Source organism: Ramlibacter sp. (assembly GCF_029866045.1).
Taxonomy (GTDB): domain Bacteria; phylum Pseudomonadota; class Gammaproteobacteria; order Burkholderiales; family Burkholderiaceae_C; genus Ramlibacter.
This window is the reverse complement of the sequence record NZ_JARXAB010000181.1, coordinates 20,956-35,772: the sequence shown is the minus strand read 5'-3', so window position 1 is coordinate 35,772 and position 14,817 is coordinate 20,956. Positions and strand designations below refer to the sequence as shown.

The window sequence follows — 14,817 nt, the reverse complement described above, 5'->3', positions numbered from 1 at the left end:
CATTCTTTGAGTCGCTGCGTCAGCCGATGTCTGTCACCCTCCTGCTCACCGCCTTGGCCATGGGTCTGGCCGCCACCCCGCATTGCGCGGCGATGTGCGGCGCAGCCTGCGCCGGGTTGACCGGCACAGGGCAGGGGCGTGAGGCCGGCGCGGGCACCGTGTTCGTTCTGCGCCAGGTCGCCACCGACCGCCGCACCATCGCTTTCCACGTGGGTCGCCTCACCGGCTACAGCGCGGTCGGCGCGCTGGCTGCACTCGCCACGCAAGGCCTGGCGCTGCTCACCGCGCAGGGGGGCGCCCTGCGGCCGCTGTGGACCCTGTTTCACCTGCTCGTACTGGCCTGGGGCTTGTCGCTGCTGGTGCTCGCACACCAGCCCGACTGGGCGCAGCGGGCCAGCCTGCAACTGTGGGCGCGTATCCGGCCTGCTGTGCAAGGCCAAGGCAGCCTGTTCGCCGCCGGCCTGCTGTGGGTCTTCATGCCCTGTGGCCTGCTGTGGTCCGCGCTCCTCGTGGCTTCGCTCACCGCCTCACCCTGGGAGGGGGCGCTGGCCATGGGGCTGTTTGCCACGGCCAGCAGCATCGGGCTGGTCCTCATGCCCGTCTTGATGGCCCGGCTGCGCAGCGCCCAGGGCCCCGGCAAGGACTGGGGCACCCGCCTGGCCGGCGCGGTGCTGGTGTTCGCTGCATTGGCCGCCCTGGGCATGGACATGGGCCGGCAGATCCTCGCTTACTGCGTCTGAGCCAGACTCGGATGGAGTTCCTGGATCAGTGCCGCATTTGACGCCACATCGCTGGCTCGCTTACGACCCCGCTCGAGCGCCGCCGCATAGGCTGGCAATGTGGCCGACGGGTCATCGCCCAGGCCACGCACCAGGCAGACGCCATCTGCGCCGCAGGCAGCTACCTGCTCGACTTGTGCCGGCGTGAGAATTCCACCGATGCCCACCACCGGCGCGCCGGCATGACGCGCCCACCAGGCCAGGTTGTCCAGGCCTTGCGGCACCCAGGGCATGTCCTTGGTGATGGTCGCCCACACCGGGCCGCAGGCGATGTAACGCAGGGGCAGCGCTCGCGCGCGGCACAGCTCCCACACGCTGTGCGAGCTCACGCCCAGGGCCAGGCCGGTGGCCACCAGATCGGCGCGGCCGGCGTCGCCCAGGGCCAGCAGGTCTTCCTGCCCGAGGTGAATGGCGCTGGCGCCTAGCGCCAGGGCCAGATCTGCATGGTCATTCACGAACAACTCGGCGCCTGCGGCGCGGGCCGCTGCGATGCTGCGCGCCAGTTGCTCTCGCAGTGACGATTCCCAGACCGCGTCGGGATGGGCGGGACGCTTGATGCGCACTTGTACTGTTTTCACGCCGGCATCGAGCACTGCTTGCAAGCGCTCGGCGCTGTCGACGATGGCGTACAGGCCGAGGCGGCGCGGGGCTGCTCCCGAGGACGCCGTACGCAGCACCGGAAAGTCGGGCGCCTCGCCCCAGGACAGGCGGGGCAGGACGCCGCTGGCGCGGGCCAGGGCTAGCAGCGCCGCATCGGCGTCGACGAAGCCGCGCGCACGCTGCTCGGCGAAGGCGCTGGCCAGCGAGGCGCCGTCCAGCGAAATGCTCGGTTGCAGCAACACCCAGCCGCGTGCATAGCTGGTCTCCATCCAGTGCAGGGGATGGTTTGCCGTCACCACGCCGGCCACGCAGATCGCGTCACCCGTGGCTTGGCGCCGGGAAGCGGCCCAGGCCGGGACTGCCTCGAGGGCCATGCCTGTGGGCGGCGAGAGCAGCGTGAGTCGGCTGCTGGAGAGGGGCAGGGGCTGGGTGATGGAGAGTGACATCGTGAATGCGTCTGAAGTGTGGGGCCGTCTGAGCCGTGTGGGGCGTGTCGTTGGGGCGTCTATCGTGCAGCCTCAGCGCATCACCAAACCACCGTCGACCATCAAGACCTGCCCGGTCAGGAAGCCGCTCCAGGATGAGGCCAAAAAAAGCACCGGGCCGGCGACGTCTTCCGGGCGTGCCAGGCGGCGCAGCGGGGTAGCGGCGGCGAGCTCGTCGCGGAAGCTGGCGCGCGTGCCTTCGCTGCCGCGGGTTGGGTGCACCAGGCCCGGCGCCACGCAGTTCACACGCACGCCCTGCGGCCCCAGTTCGGCCGCCAGGTTGCGGCTGAAGCCCACCAGCGCCGACTTGGCGGTGGCGTAGTCGTGATAAGGCACCACGGGGTGTTCCACCAGATTGGTGGCCACATTGACGATGGCCCCGGCCCCCGCGCCGAGCGCCTGCCGGCGCAGATGCGGCAGGGCCGCTTGCGTCATGTGCAGGGCGCCGCCCACCGCGCCCTCGAACTGGGCCTGGTAGTCGGCCAGCGTCAGGGCCTCCAGGGGCTTGCGCGTTTCGGGGTCGAAGGCATAAGGGCGGAAGGCGTTATTCACTAGCACATCGAGGCGGCCAAACTCGCTGACCAGGGCCTCCACCATTTGGGCACAGTCCCCCGGCCGGGTGACGTCGCCGCGCAGGGCAATCGCGTCGCCGCCGTGGGCTTGGCCGACCCGGCGGCATTCATCCACGGTCAGTGCAGCGGCGGCCTCATCCTGCAGGTAGTTGATGCCCACCGCAGCACCCTCGGCGGCAAAAGCGCGCGCGATCGCCGCGCCAATGCCCCGACCAGCGCCGGTGACCAGAACCACTTGGCCTTTGAAATCCATGGTGTGCGTCCTTGCTGCGGGATGAGAAGTGAGGGCTTGTCTGCTTATCGCTTTTGGCTTTTGGTATCCTGTCCCCTCAGCGTCCGGGGAGCAGGTCGGTCGCCACCACCTCGGCCATACGCAGCGGCTTCTCGATCATGCCCAGCTTGCGGTAGACATCGGCAGCCTGCTGCAGCGAGGCCAAGTCGAGCGCGCCCAGGCCCTGGCGGGTAGTCAAGGCCGACTGGCTTGACGCATTGCGCAGCTTGATGATCGTGAGGTTCAGCGCCGGGTCACTGCCGTCGATGGCGCGGACAGCGGCCAGGCGCGCGGCCTCCTCGGGCTGGGCGATCATCCAGGCTGACGCGTCCCGGTAGGCCCGCAGAAAGCGGCGCAGCAGGGGCTTTTTCTGCTGGTACACCTCCTCGCGCACCACGAACAGGTCGCTCGACACGGGCAGGCTCTTGCCTACTTCGATGACATTGACCTCCCCCAGGCCGCGAAGGCGGCCCACCGCCAGGCCGGTGTCGGTGGCGGCGGTGGCGTCCACCTGGCCCTGCATCAGCGGCGCGAAGTTAAGCAGCCCAGTGACCACGATGGTCACATCGCTCTCCGCCAGGCCCGCCTGGTGCAGCAGCACCAGCAGGTTTTGGCGCGTGCCCGAGGCCAGGCTGTAGACACCGATGCGCTTGCCCTTGAGGTCGGCGGGTTTGCTGATGCCGCTGGACTTGAGCGCCACCACGTTGAACACGTTCTGCGGGTAGATGTCGTAGACGGCGCGCAGCTTCTCGCCCTTGTCCAGCGCCGCGAACAGGGAGCCCGGGTCGGTGAAGGCCACATCGCCCTGGCCGGAGAGGATGTTGCGGATCGCGTCACCGCCACCAGCTCCTGGCAGGTACTCCAGTGCCAGGCCTTGGGCGCGGTAGAAGCCCTTGTCCTGGTCCACCAGCAAGGGCGTCACTTCCGAGATGGGCTTGCTCCAGCCGGCGACCACGAGTCGGTCACGCGCCTGCGCCAGAGCGGGTGGGTGCGCGGTCAAGGCTGCCAGGCCTGAAGCTCCGAGAGCGGCCAGGAACGCACGCCGTGTTGGGCGTAGCGAGGGGAGAGCGGTGAGAGTTTTCTTCATGGGCAGGGAGAGCAAGGAGAGTCCGTTTTGATCGTTCGGCGGGTGGGGCAAGGCGGCGTTGAATCAGGTGGGCGATCTCAGCTCAGGTCATGCCGTCGCAGCAGCGTGGCCTCGAACCACAAGGTCAGTTGGTAGGCGACGACGCCAAGCAGCGCAATCAGCACCAGCACCGCAAACATCAGCGGCGTGTCCATGCTGCCCTGCGCCGCAATCACCAAGGCACCCAGGCCCTGGCTCGCGCCGATGAACTCGCCCACCACCGCGCCCACCAGGGCCAGCATCACCGCCACCCGCAGGCCGGCAAGCACGCCGGGCAGGCCGGTGGGCAGCTTCAATTGCCAGAGCGTCTGCCAGCGGCTTGCGCCTAGCATTCGAAACAGCTCCAGTCGCTCGGGCGCCACCTGGCGCAGGCTGGTAGCGGTTGTCTCCAGCAGCGGGAAAAAGCAAATGAGCGCGGTGATCACCACCAGTGAGGTGTGGCCAAAGCCAAACCAGAGGATGAAGAGGGGCATGAGCGCCAGCTTCGGAATGACTTGGCTCACCACGACCCAGGGCCAGAGCAGCCGGCGCAGGGCAGCCGATTCGGCCAGGGCAATGCCAGCCAGGAAGCCGATGCTGCAGCCCAGTGCCAGACCTAGCGCCAGATTCCAGGTGGTGGCCAGCAGGTGCGGGCGAAAGTAGCCGCTGGCCAGCCCCTTCCACAGCGCTGCGGCCACGGAGGAGGGCGGCGGCAGCACCAGCGCAGGCAGCCCAAGCCGGCGCGAGGCCAGTTCCCACAGCGCCAACGCCAGGGCCAGCAGGGCGAGGGAGGCCAAGGCGGTCAGCAGGCCCTGATGGCGTGGGGCGCTGCGGACGATGTCTGCGGGCATGTCCCCTGGCACGTCGCTGCGCGGGTTGCTGGAGGTTGCGTTCCGCGTCATGGGGCAACTCCTTCCCGCAAACACTCACGCAGTCGCCCGCCCCAGGCGGCGAAGCCGGCAGAGGCGCGCAGGTCGGCTCCACGCGCCTGGGGCAACTCGGGCCGGAAGGTCTGGGTCAGTCGGCCCTCGGCCATCAGGTGAATGTCGTCGGCGAGGAACAGCGCCTCCTCCAGGTCGTGCGTGACAAAGAGCACCGTGGTGCCCGCTTCGCGGCAGGCGCGCAGCAAGTCTTGCTGCAGTTCTTCGCGGGTGATGGCGTCGAGGGCGGCAAACGGCTCGTCGAGCAGAAGCAGGCGCGGCGCGGTGACGAGCGCTCGCGCGATGGCCACCCGGCTTTGCTGGCCCCCCGACAGTTGGCGCGGCCGCCGTTGCTGCAAGCCTTGGAGGCTCATTCGATCGAACAAGTTCTGCGCCTGCGCCTGGTCTTGCGCGGTGGGCCGGCGCAGGAGAGAAATCGGCAACAGCACGTTGTCCAGCGCGCTGCGCCACTCCAGCAGCGTGGGCGCCTGGAACACAAAGCCGATCTCGGCGCGGCGCTCGGCCGGTGCCTGGCCCTGCACCCACACCGCGCCGCGGGTGGGCGCCTGCAGTCCCGCGGCGAGCCGCAGCAAGCTGGTCTTGCCGCAGCCGCTGCGCCCGAGCAGACAGTGAAATTCGCCCTCGGCGACGCGCAACTGCACCGCATCGACCGCGCGAACGCCGCCGTAGTCCAGGCCCACGCCGTCCATCGCCAGGAAAGCACCCTCGCCGGCACTCACGGCCCATCCTCCTGCGCATACGGCGCCAGCCGGTCAGCGGCGCGCTCGGCGGCCATTTCCAGATCGACCATGCGCACCAGGCTGGCGAGGTTGAAGCCGCCGTCGTGGTGCCAGCCGGCCTCGGGGGCGGTCATGCGGCCCAGCGCGGTGACGCGTGTGATGCCCGCTTCGGCCAAGCGCTCGGCCAGCGGGTAGAGCGCTGCCGGCCCGACGGCCACGGCGGCAGTTTGCAAAAAGAGCGCGTGGGGCGCGATCAGCGTGACGGCCTGCTCCAGAGAGTCCACCGCCACCACCTGGATGCAGCGCCAGCCGGTGCTGGGCGCCAGGGGCAGGGGCTGGTCGGCATAGGCCACCGACCAGCCAGCTGGGGCGGGTGCAGGGGTGTTAGAAGATGTGGGTGCGGGTGTGGATGAGGGTGTGGAGGCAAGGGTGGCCCCGCCGGCATGCCCCAACAATTCATGTCCCGCGCCCCTTAGTGCCCGCATCTCGGCCGCCTCACGCCAGCCGCCAACCGCCGCCGCTTCGGCCAGGCCCAATGCGCGGCGCGGATGCTGGCGGGCCAGTGCGGCCAGCTCGCTGGCGAGGTGCTGCGCAAACTCGCGTGGAGACAGGTTTCCGCCGCGCTCGACATAAACCACATGCGGCGAGTAGCAGCCCTGTTGCTCGTAGCGGGTCACGTCGTGGGCGGCTGCGCGCGCCAGCGCAGGCCCGCGCTGGCGGTCCAGCCCGTCGCGGCCCACCAGGGCGACGCCCAGCTTGTGGCCATAGGGCAAGAAGCGGGTGTTGGCGGGTACCTGCTCGCGCACCTGGGCGATGGCCTCGTTGCTTCCGTAGGCCAGCACGCAGTCGGCGGCGCGGTACAGGCTGGCGGCGGGTTCGGCCTCGCCACCCTTCCACCACACCACCGCCAGGGCCTCGGCCAGCGGGGGATGCACCTCGGCCAGCAGCTGCGTGAAGAGCGAGGCGAACACCGGCTCGGCGCTGGGCAATTTGCCGATGCCTCCCGCCTTGACCAGAAGGCCGCAGGCCAGGCTCCACAGCGGCAGTCCGGGCACATTGCCGGCCCAGGAGTGGGCGAGCAGCGTGGGGCCGAGCGCGCGCACCGCGCCGCCCTTGGCGCTGGGCTGGAACTCGTCGAGCACCTTGGGGTTGGCAAAGTCCTCCGTCACAAAGCGGTGCAGCTGCGGCGCGCGGAACTGCTGCAGGTAGCCCGTGAGGGCCACCTGCACCATCTGCGCGTCGTAGCCGGTCACGCGTGGCAGTAGGTCGTCGGCCAGGCGCCGCCACGGGTCTTGCGGGTCGAGCAGACGACCCACCGCCCGGTCAATGTGGGTGACGAGGTTGGAGACGGGCAGGGGCCGCAGCACCTCGCGCGTGGCGCGCGCCACATGGGTGGCCAGCGCCTGCATCTGCGCGGCATCGGGTGCGGGCACGGTGACCGTGAGGTCGCCGAACTTGAGATCGCGCGTCCCCACCTGGCCGGCAAAAACGGGCGGCAGGTGGCCGGCGGCCCAGCGTGCACGCGCCTGCCCTGTGCGCGCGTGGGCGCCGCTGTCCTGCCCGGCTGCGGAATTGGCGGCGCTTGGGTTCATCCCCGCGCCCCCTGCAGAAACTCTTGCACCGCCAGCGAGCAGCCGCGCGCTTGCGCGCCTTCGGCCCGGCCCAAGAGTTCAAAGCCGCCGTGTACTGCGCGCCCCAGGTCCTCGGTGAGGATGGTGGTGGTCGAATTGAAGCTGGCCAGGTCGCAGTGCACCAGAACGCCCACCTGGCCGCGCGGCATCTCTGCGCCGGTGAGTGGGTTTACCACCCGCGAGCGGATCCAGTGCATGCCGCGCTTGACCGAAGGCACGGTGTCGTTGCCCGCGTCGTAGAACTGCGAGCTCAGCTCGGTCATGCCATACATATTGACGCAGTGCGCGCGGGGCAGGCCCAGCGCTTGCGAGAGCTGGTCGTAGAAATCATCCAGCGCGAGCTCGCGTGATTGGCGCTTGTAGCCGCCCGTGTCCAGCAGCCGGCTCCCGGCGGGTAGCTTCACCTGCCGGCCTTCGGCGGCCAGAGCGTCGAGCAAATGCACGAAGGCGTAGCTGGCGCCCAGCAGGGCGACCGGCTCGCTACCCGCTTCAGCGCGGTGCAGGAAGTCCATCAACCCCGGCAGGTCCATGCCCTGGGTGCTCACGAAGTGGCCGCTGCCGGGTGCGCCAAACAGGCGCTTCGCCTGCGAGAGGTAACGGCCCAGCGAGGAGTTGCCGAGTTCTTCTTCGGGCGGGAACAGCAGGGCCATCGGCACCTGCGGCGGCAGCCCTTGCATGAAGAAGTGCTCGAAGCCGCGCCGCATGGACAGGTCCCACACCGCGATGTTGGGGTGGTGGTGTTTGCCCTTCACCTCGGCCCTTGTGGTGCCGCTGGTCATGAACACCCGCGCGCAGGCCTCGGGCGGCTCACAGCTCAAGGTGAGTTCCTTGAAGGCGTTGATCGGTACCGCCGGAATTTCATGCCAATGGCGGATGCGCCTGGGCGTCACGCCGCGTCCCTGGCAAAAGCGCCGCAGGGGCGCGTTGTGTGCGTACTGGTGCTCAAAGAGCCGCAGCGCCATGGCGTCGAACTCGGCGTCACTGCAACCGTCCTGGGTAATGAAGGCCAGGAGCGCAGGCACCTGCGTCTGGGTGGATGCCTCTGCCTTCATCACAGTGCGAAGGTCCGGGTCACCACCGGCTGCCAGCCGTGATTGAGTGGACCGCTGCCTTCGCCCGTGCGTACGGCGGCGCCGGCTTCGAGCGCGCCGCGCACATAGTCCCGCGCCAGGGCCACCGCTTCGGGCAGCGCCGCGCCCAGGGCGAGGTGCGAAGCAATGGCGCTTGACAGCGTGCAGCCGGTGCCGTGGGTATTGGCGCTGTGGAGGCGCGGCGCCCGCATCCACAGGGGCCCGGCGCCCGGGGTCAGCAGCAGGTCGCTCACCTGATCGCCAGCCAGGTGCCCGCCCTTGAGCAGCACCGCGCGCGCGCCCATGGTCAGCAGTTGCTGGGCCGCAGCCTCCATGTCGGACTCGCTGGCCAGGGGGCGGCCCACCAGCAGGGCGGCTTCATCGAGGTTGGGGGTGATGAGGAGGGCCCGGGGGAACATCATGTCCACCAGCACCGCAATCGCCTCGCGGTCGATCAGTGTGGCACCGCTGGTGGCCACCATGACCGGATCGAACACCACTTGTTTGAGGCCATGCCGGTCCAGGGCGGCAGCCACGCTGCGTACCGTCGCCGATGAATGCAGCATGCCGATCTTGACCGCGTCGACGCCAATGTCTTCGACCACCGCCGCAATCTGGGCTTCCAGCATGTCCAGCGGCACCGGATGTATGGCGCGCACGCCCATCGTGTTTTGGGCGGTGAGGGCGGTGATCGCGCTCATGCCAAAGCAGCCCAGGGCAGAGAAGGTTTTGAGGTCGGCTTGGATGCCAGCGCCTCCGCCGCTGTCCGAGCCGGCGATGGTGAGGACGCGCGGGTAGCGCAGGGAGCGGGCGATAAGGCCCGAAGACGAGGCGTTGTGCATGCAGGCTCTCCTTACGCCGGTGCGAACCGGATCAAGTTCTCGGGTGTGTTTCTCAGCACGGCCTGCGAATCAGGCGTGCACCCCGGAGCGAGGCGGATTGTCGCACGAGCTCGGGCTGGCCTTGCCGCTCGGCCGCCCCGCCCTCCAGCCACCTCGCGATCTGGCGTCGCGCCACCGGGCGTCGCGCTCGGCCCGCCTACAATGCGGCCACGCTCCGGGGTGCGGGAGGCTGGCGCAAATCGCGCGGGTCCTCGCTGAGATGGCAAGTCCAAACCCGCGAACTTGATCCGGTTCGTACCGGCGAAAGAAGAGATGTCTGCGCAGTCCCATCCGGCCACCCCACGGCCACCCCTGAATATCGCTATAGCCGGCGCTGGCCTACTGGGTCGGCTGCTCGCCTGGCAGCTGGCGCGCGCGGGCCATGTGGTCGAGGTTTTTGACCTGGCCCCCGGCCCCCAGGTGCGCGGCGCCACCGGCTGGACCGCAGCGGGCATGCTCTCCCCTGTCTCTGAACTCGAATGTGCCGACGCCAATGTTTACCAGCTCGGCCTGCGCTCCCTGCAACTGTGGCCCGAGCTGCTCGCTGGCCTGCCGGCGGTGCCCGTCGCTCCCTTCGCCGGTGAAGACGGCGGCCCGCTGCGGCCGGTAGACCTGCGCGCGCAGGGCTCCCTGCTGCTGGCTCACCGGGGTGACGAAGGCGCCGCCGCACGTGTGGTTGACCTGCTGGCCGACAAGGCGCCTGCAGGCCACGCGCCGCGCCGCGTCGACCTGCAAGAACTCGCCACGCTCGAGCCCGACATCCGCGGCCCCGCCCATGCCTGGCTGCTCGAGGGCGAGGGCCAGATCGACACTTGGCAGGCCATGGCGGCGCTGGCCCTCGGCGCCCAGGGTGCTGGCGCGCGTTTTCACTGGGGCCGGACGGTGGAGCGGGCCGAGCCCGGCGCCCTCCACACCGACCAGGGCGTTGTCCGAGCCGACTGGGTGTTCGATGTCCGTGGCACCGGCGCCCGGCCGCAACTGTCGGTGCGCGGGGTACGCGGCGAAATCGTCCATTTGCACGCGCCCGGCCTGCGCCTGAACCGGCCGCTGCGGCTTCTGCATCCGCGCCACCGCGTTTACATCGTGCCGCGCGCGGGCGACCGGGTGCTGGTCGGCGCTAGCGAGATCGAAAGCGAAGACCGCTCGCCCATTTCCCTGCGCACCAGCGTCGAGCTGATGGCCGCCGCGCACAGCGTGCTGCCGGCACTGGCCGAGGCACGTGTGGTGTTCACCGACACCAACCTGCGTCCCGCGCTGCCCGACAACTTGCCCGTGCTGCACACCCAGCCCGGGCTCACCCAGGTCAACGGCCTGTTCCGGCATGGCTGGCTCATCGGGCCGGCGCTGGTGGAACAAGCCCTCGCCGCGCTCAGCGAGCCGGCTCCCTCGGAGACCTCTGCATGATTGCCATCACCGTCAACGGCCAGGCCCGTGAAGTGGCCGAAGGCAGCACCCTGGCCGACCTCGTCGCGCAACTGGCCGCATCCCCCCAGGCCCTGGCCACCGCCGTCAACGGCGACTTCGTGGCCCGCGACCTCCGCGCCGCCCACCTGCTGAAGCCAGGTGACCAGGTCTTTACCTTCCAACCCATCACCGGAGGCTGAGCGATGTCCGCTGCTTCTTCTCCCGCCACTGCGCCGCTCACGATCGGCGGCGTCACCCTGCAAAGCCGCTTCTTCCTCGGGACCGCGGGCTACCCTTCGCCCGCTGTCTTGCAGCAGGCGGTGGCTGTATCCGGCAGCCAGGTGGTGACGGTGGGCCTCAAGCGCCAGCTGGCCGGTGATGGCAAGCCCAACGACTTCATGGCCCTGGTGCGCGCCACTGGCGCTCACCTCTTGCCCAACACCGCCGGCTGCCGCACCGCCAGCGAAGCGGTCACGCTGGCCCGCATGGCGCGTGAGCTTTACGGCACGCACTGGATCAAGCTCGAGGTGGTGGGCGACGAGCACACCCTGCAGCCCGACCCCTACGAACTGGTCGAGGCCGCGCGCACCTTGGCCAAAGACGGCTTCGAGGTCTTCCCTTATTGCATGGACGACATCGTCTCCTGCCAGCGCCTGCTGGACGCGGGCTGCCGCATCCTCATGCCCTGGGGCGCGCCCATCGGCTCGGGCCAGGGCCTACTCAACCCTACGGCACTGCGCACCCTGCGCGCGCGCTTCCCCGACGTGCCGCTGGTGGTCGACGCCGGCATCGGCTCGCCCAAGGACGCGGTGCAGGCGATGGAACTGGGCTACGACGCGGTGCTTCTGAACAGCGCTGTCTCGCAGGCCCGCGACCCGGTGGCCATGGCCCTGGCCTTCAAGCTGGCCGTCGAGTCCGGCCGCCTGGCCTGGGAGGCCGGCATCATGGCCCGGCAGGACATGGCCGTGCCGAGCACGCCGGTGACGGGCCGGCCGTTCGTGCTTTGAGGCTGCCCTTGAGGCCCGGGTGAAATCTGCGTCGTCAGTTCATCGAAGGTACATGGCGTTGACGTTTGGTGGTGGTTTCCGCCGAACCTAGACCACCGCCATCAGAATGACGATCGGATTGGCCCTGACCCCCAAGGATTCGCTAGATATGACTCCCAAGACCCGAATCTCAGAACTGCCCGACTTCGACATGGCGGAGTCGCTTTGGTCAAAAGAGGACATGGCTCTGTACCTCTCCCTAGTGCTCGAAGCGGGTGACGCCGCTGAGCTCACCCATGCATTGGGCGTCGTCGCTCAGGTTGGAAACAAGTGGTCATCGGCGCCGGCCACTGTGACCACCTCCCCACACTAAGGCATTAGGCTTTTCCGCCTGCCGGCAGCAGCGCCGGCCCGCTCGCCTACTTCGCGAACAACTGCCCCAGGTCGTGGAAGGCCTTGAACTCCAGCGCGTTGCCTGAGGGGTCGAGGAAGAACATGGTGGCTTGCTCTCCCACTTGGCCCTTGAAGCGCACATGCGGCTCCACGCCGAACTTCACGCCCGCCGCGCGCACGCGCTCGGCCAGCTGCTCCCAGGCGGGCATGGGCAAGACCACGCCGAAGTGCGGCACCGGCACCCCCGCTCCATCGACCTTGCTCACCGACGCCGCGCCGGAGGCGCCGGGGCACAGGTGGGCCACGATCTGGTGGCCGAACAGGTCGAAATCAATCCAGTCGGGCGAGCTGCGCCCCTCGGCGCAACCCAGAACCCCGCCATAGAAGCGGCGCGCGGCATCCAGGTCGTGAACGGGAAAGGCCAGGTGGAAAGGCGTGAGGGCAGCGGTCATTTGCAAAGCTCAGCTGTTCTTACGCTCGATGAGCTCGATCTTGTAGCCGTCCGGATCGGTGACAAAGGCAATCACCGTCGTGCCGCCCTTGACCGGCCCCGGCTCACGGGTGATGGCTCCGCCGGCGGCACGAATTTTTTCGCAGGCGCCGTAGGCGTCAGCAACACCCAGGGCGATGTGGCCGTAGGCGGTACCCAACTCGTACTGCTCCACCCCATAGTTGTAGGTGAGCTCCAATTCGGCATGGTCCGGGTTGCTGCCGTAGCCCACAAAAGCGAGCGAGTACTTCTGCTCTGGCCGGTCTGTGGTGCGTAGCAGGGTCATGCCCAGCACGCGGGTGTAGAAGTCGATCGACCGCTGCAGGTCGCCGACGCGGAGCATGGTGTGGAGGAAGCGCATGGGGGGGATTATCGCGCCCGTCGTGCTGGGCCCTGCGGCACGCAGTAGGTTCAAAAAAAGCCGGAGCGGATGAGTAGGCGGCAGACGCGCGGTGGGCAGGGGAACGGGCTTGTTGCAGTAGTTACCCACCCCCCGTCACCTACCCGGGTTATTTTTCAGGAGTGAATCGGAATGGAACGCGCCCGCTCATCCAAATGGGCTGCTCAGCCCAGCTCAAATGCTGCAATTCCTCTGCGTCCCACCGGCGCACCAAACACTGCCTCTGCGGCTTCGGCCGAAACTTCTGCCAAGCGCGCAAATGGTCCGGAACAGGGTCTGAATGCCGAGTCAATGGATGTAGAGCAGCTTATTTCAGCGTTCCACTACTACACCGAGCTCGCAGCTAAAGCGACGAAGGATCGCTCGGCCCAACTATCTCTGCGCAATGACGCCGACCCATTCAAATATCATCTGGATACCCGCCTCGACGATGCGATTACCGCTGCGGAGCGAGGGGATGGCGAGGCAGTTAAGACACTCGTCACCATCGCGGCAGCAGACGGCATGGTGGGCGCTTTGGCGGCTAAGGCCCGTAAAGCCATAGACGAAATAACGCATTCCTCTGCAGCGAAAACTGGTGCCGCATCCAATTCTGCAGACACGATTCGAACCGCAATTAGCAGTCTCCAGGAAGCATATGGGGCCCATATGGGAGATGGGACGAAGGAGTGGGTCGACAGCGCTCTTCGCATGCCTCTGTCGGATCGACAAGCGCAAATCCCGACCGCGCAGGGGCGCGCTTCAGTTGGAGCATCCGCAGCGTCGCAACCGGCTGGGGAGGCCGTCAATCGAAGGCCCGAGACACCTGAAATTTCTGAGGTCCGCCGTCCAACTCGGAATTTTTTCTCTGATGAACAGCTCTTACCAGCGATGTTGCGGTTGAAGGGGGACCGGTTTAAGGTCCTGAGCAGAGGGGGGGGGACGACCTTTCCATCGCAGGGGAATGTGACGGACCAGGTGGGAGGTATGGTCAGATCAGCATTCGCCAACCAGAATAAGCCGGCTGTCACTCTTTATCATCAGGCAGAACATTGGGTGGCTATCATTGCGATGCCCCCAGCCGCAGACATTCAAAACGCCAAGCCAAGCCTGGTCATTTTTGATAGCAATGCCAAACAGCCTCATGGCGACGGGACTCCCTCTCAGGTAGTCGGTCCAACAATTGCTGCCGCTCTCAAGGAAGCCGGCTACGAGGTGTATACCGCTTTTGGCTCTATTCAGGATGGTATGGCTGCAAACGGCTGCGGCCCGCTCTGCGTCGCAGCGATCGACGCTGCATTTGCCTCAAGCTCGGCTGCAGAGCCGGCGCTGACTGCCGAGGTGATCGCGATGCGGCTGAATCAATACATCCAAGATTTCAGCTCTGCTGACCAAAATCAGCGTGATCTGACAATCGCGTCTGCGGAGGCCTTTATTCGGAATTCATCGCCGCAATCCGATCGTCTGCCTAGGGTTCAACTGGTCTCTGCTAAGGGCGCCGCCTCCGCCCCTGAATTGGCTTCAGTGGCGGCATCGAAGTCATCCCTCCTTACACCGGAAGAGCTTCGGCGGATCAAGAGTGAGCTCAGAGCCGAGCGTAAAGAATTAGCCAAGCTCAAAAGTCAAGTTGAGCGCGGACTCCAAGAGGCCAGTGCGTACGAGCGAGGGACTTGGTTCAAGAAGAAGAGTGATGAGACGGCGACCGCCTATACGAATGCCGCTCAGGCACTGCACCCATTGATCGGTAAATCGCAGAACCGAATCCTCGCGCTCGAGGCCAAGCAGGATGCGCTCGACGCCTACCTGGCAAAGGTCAGGGATTTCGCCAAACTTAAGAGCCAGCGAGAAGCTGCGGTGAGGGAGCAGGAAAGACTGGCATCAAAGCCCGAAGGTTCAAACTACAACATCGATGCATCAGTTCGGAGCGGCGTGCTTTCAACCAAGATCACCGATCTAACGGAAAGAATGGAAGCCCTGAAAGGGGAGGGCGCAACACTCGCCAAGGAAGTCGATGCCCTCTACGGTACTCCTTCGGTCAACAGTTCCTAGCCGGAACCGAGTTCGGCACCTCTGCCTCTGGAGTCACCCAGCCCACGCCTCCTGGAGACCTT

Annotated in this window: 16 protein-coding genes and 2 riboswitches; of the genes, 6 read left to right on the top strand and 10 right to left on the bottom strand. The window is 67.4% G+C overall.

Annotated elements, in window-relative coordinates:
- The coding region (locus tag QE494_RS18355; RefSeq protein ID WP_336619450.1) for a sulfite exporter TauE/SafE family protein at nucleotides 1-740 on the top strand (740 nt) is incomplete at its 5' end.
- Here QE494_RS18355 and QE494_RS18350 read toward each other — a convergent pair.
- The 8 genes from QE494_RS18350 to thiD all read right to left on the bottom strand — a co-directional run bounded on the left by QE494_RS18350 (nucleotide 728) and on the right by thiD (nucleotide 9,015).
- On the bottom strand, nucleotides 728-1,825 hold the full coding sequence (locus QE494_RS18350; protein ID WP_300045940.1) for a thiamine phosphate synthase: 1,098 nt from the start codon (nucleotides 1,823-1,825) through the stop codon (nucleotides 728-730). The genes QE494_RS18355 and QE494_RS18350 overlap by 13 nt on opposite strands.
- Nucleotides 1,826-1,897: 72 nt before the next feature.
- Nucleotides 1,898-2,689, bottom strand: coding sequence for an SDR family oxidoreductase (locus QE494_RS18345; RefSeq protein ID WP_300045937.1), 792 nt, complete (start codon nucleotides 2,687-2,689; stop codon nucleotides 1,898-1,900).
- A 76-nt stretch (nucleotides 2,690-2,765) separates the two neighbouring features.
- Nucleotides 2,766-3,794 (bottom strand): ABC transporter substrate-binding protein, encoded by a 1,029-nt coding sequence (locus QE494_RS18340; RefSeq protein ID WP_300045935.1) that lies wholly within the window; start codon nucleotides 3,792-3,794, stop codon nucleotides 2,766-2,768.
- A 77-nt stretch (nucleotides 3,795-3,871) separates the two neighbouring features.
- Entirely contained in the window at nucleotides 3,872-4,663 is a 792-nt protein-coding gene (locus QE494_RS18335) for an ABC transporter permease (RefSeq protein ID WP_300045946.1), read from the bottom strand.
- Nucleotides 4,664-4,710: 47 nt separating this feature from the next.
- Entirely contained in the window at nucleotides 4,711-5,442 is a 732-nt protein-coding gene (locus QE494_RS18330) for an ABC transporter ATP-binding protein (protein ID WP_300045943.1), read from the bottom strand.
- Between the two features lie 26 nt (nucleotides 5,443-5,468).
- Entirely contained in the window at nucleotides 5,469-7,064 is a 1,596-nt protein-coding gene (locus QE494_RS18325; RefSeq protein ID WP_300045932.1) for an acyl-CoA reductase, read from the bottom strand.
- On the bottom strand, nucleotides 7,061-8,155 hold the full coding sequence (locus QE494_RS18320) for a long-chain fatty acid--CoA ligase (protein WP_300045929.1): 1,095 nt from the start codon (nucleotides 8,153-8,155) through the stop codon (nucleotides 7,061-7,063). The genes QE494_RS18325 and QE494_RS18320 overlap by 4 nt, the downstream gene beginning before the upstream one ends.
- Complete coding sequence (gene thiD, locus QE494_RS18315) at nucleotides 8,155-9,015, bottom strand: bifunctional hydroxymethylpyrimidine kinase/phosphomethylpyrimidine kinase (protein ID WP_300045926.1); 861 nt, start codon at nucleotides 9,013-9,015, stop codon at nucleotides 8,155-8,157. The genes QE494_RS18320 and thiD overlap by 1 nt, the downstream gene beginning before the upstream one ends.
- A riboswitch (TPP riboswitch) is annotated at nucleotides 9,007-9,110 on the bottom strand. Its footprint overlaps the gene before it by 9 nt.
- A gap of 110 nt (nucleotides 9,111-9,220) precedes the next feature.
- Nucleotides 9,221-9,341: riboswitch (TPP riboswitch) on the top strand.
- Between thiD and QE494_RS18310 the strand changes: the two genes are divergently transcribed.
- The 4 genes from QE494_RS18310 (at nucleotide 9,328) to QE494_RS18295 (ending at nucleotide 11,817) form a co-directional block, all read left to right on the top strand.
- The gene (locus tag QE494_RS18310) at nucleotides 9,328-10,458 is read left to right on the top strand and encodes an FAD-dependent oxidoreductase (protein WP_300045922.1); all 1,131 of its coding nucleotides are present in this window, start codon (nucleotides 9,328-9,330) and stop codon (nucleotides 10,456-10,458) included. (Overlaps the previous riboswitch by 14 nt.)
- Complete coding sequence (thiS, locus tag QE494_RS18305; protein ID WP_300045919.1) at nucleotides 10,455-10,658, top strand: sulfur carrier protein ThiS; 204 nt, start codon at nucleotides 10,455-10,457, stop codon at nucleotides 10,656-10,658. The genes QE494_RS18310 and thiS overlap by 4 nt, the downstream gene beginning before the upstream one ends.
- Nucleotides 10,659-10,661: 3 nt before the next feature.
- Nucleotides 10,662-11,465 (top strand): thiazole synthase, encoded by an 804-nt coding sequence (locus QE494_RS18300; protein ID WP_300045916.1) that lies wholly within the window; start codon nucleotides 10,662-10,664, stop codon nucleotides 11,463-11,465.
- Between the two features lie 148 nt (nucleotides 11,466-11,613).
- Entirely contained in the window at nucleotides 11,614-11,817 is a 204-nt protein-coding gene (locus QE494_RS18295; RefSeq protein ID WP_300045913.1) for a DNA-binding protein, read from the top strand.
- A 46-nt stretch (nucleotides 11,818-11,863) separates the two neighbouring features.
- Here QE494_RS18295 and QE494_RS18290 read toward each other — a convergent pair whose 3' ends face one another.
- Together QE494_RS18290 and gloA are read right to left on the bottom strand one after the other, a co-directional pair.
- Entirely contained in the window at nucleotides 11,864-12,289 is a 426-nt protein-coding gene (locus tag QE494_RS18290; protein ID WP_300045910.1) for a VOC family protein, read from the bottom strand.
- Between the two features lie 9 nt (nucleotides 12,290-12,298).
- Complete coding sequence (gene gloA, locus QE494_RS18285; RefSeq protein ID WP_300045907.1) at nucleotides 12,299-12,688, bottom strand: lactoylglutathione lyase; 390 nt, start codon at nucleotides 12,686-12,688, stop codon at nucleotides 12,299-12,301.
- A 171-nt stretch (nucleotides 12,689-12,859) separates the two neighbouring features.
- On the opposite strand from gloA, the gene QE494_RS18280 reads away from it, so the two are divergent.
- Nucleotides 12,860-14,755 carry a hypothetical protein gene (locus QE494_RS18280; RefSeq protein ID WP_300045904.1) on the top strand — a complete coding sequence of 632 codons (1,896 nt, stop codon included), beginning with the start codon at nucleotides 12,860-12,862 and terminating at the stop codon, nucleotides 14,753-14,755.
- The last annotated feature ends 62 nt before the right edge of the window (nucleotides 14,756-14,817 follow it).

Bases quoted from the DNA above. Each gene is read 5' to 3' on its own strand.
- QE494_RS18350 (WP_300045940.1), bottom strand. From the start codon at position 1,825: ATGTCACTCTCCATCACCCAGCCCCTGCCCCTCTCCAGCAGCCGACTC.
- QE494_RS18345 (WP_300045937.1), bottom strand. From the start codon at position 2,689: ATGGATTTCAAAGGCCAAGTGGTTCTGGTCACCGGCGCTGGTCGGGGC.
- QE494_RS18340 (WP_300045935.1), bottom strand. From the start codon at position 3,794: ATGAAGAAAACTCTCACCGCTCTCCCCTCGCTACGCCCAACACGGCGT.
- QE494_RS18335 (WP_300045946.1), bottom strand. From the start codon at position 4,663: ATGCCCGCAGACATCGTCCGCAGCGCCCCACGCCATCAGGGCCTGCTG.
- QE494_RS18330 (WP_300045943.1), bottom strand. From the start codon at position 5,442: ATGGACGGCGTGGGCCTGGACTACGGCGGCGTTCGCGCGGTCGATGCG.
- QE494_RS18325 (WP_300045932.1), bottom strand. From the start codon at position 7,064: ATGAACCCAAGCGCCGCCAATTCCGCAGCCGGGCAGGACAGCGGCGCC.
- QE494_RS18320 (WP_300045929.1), bottom strand. From the start codon at position 8,155: ATGAAGGCAGAGGCATCCACCCAGACGCAGGTGCCTGCGCTCCTGGCC.
- thiD (WP_300045926.1), bottom strand. From the start codon at position 9,015: ATGCACAACGCCTCGTCTTCGGGCCTTATCGCCCGCTCCCTGCGCTAC.
- QE494_RS18310 (WP_300045922.1), top strand. From the start codon at position 9,328: ATGTCTGCGCAGTCCCATCCGGCCACCCCACGGCCACCCCTGAATATC.
- thiS (WP_300045919.1), top strand. From the start codon at position 10,455: ATGATTGCCATCACCGTCAACGGCCAGGCCCGTGAAGTGGCCGAAGGC.
- QE494_RS18300 (WP_300045916.1), top strand. From the start codon at position 10,662: ATGTCCGCTGCTTCTTCTCCCGCCACTGCGCCGCTCACGATCGGCGGC.
- QE494_RS18295 (WP_300045913.1), top strand. From the start codon at position 11,614: ATGACTCCCAAGACCCGAATCTCAGAACTGCCCGACTTCGACATGGCG.
- QE494_RS18290 (WP_300045910.1), bottom strand. From the start codon at position 12,289: ATGACCGCTGCCCTCACGCCTTTCCACCTGGCCTTTCCCGTTCACGAC.
- gloA (WP_300045907.1), bottom strand. From the start codon at position 12,688: ATGCGCTTCCTCCACACCATGCTCCGCGTCGGCGACCTGCAGCGGTCG.
- QE494_RS18280 (WP_300045904.1), top strand. From the start codon at position 12,860: ATGGAACGCGCCCGCTCATCCAAATGGGCTGCTCAGCCCAGCTCAAAT.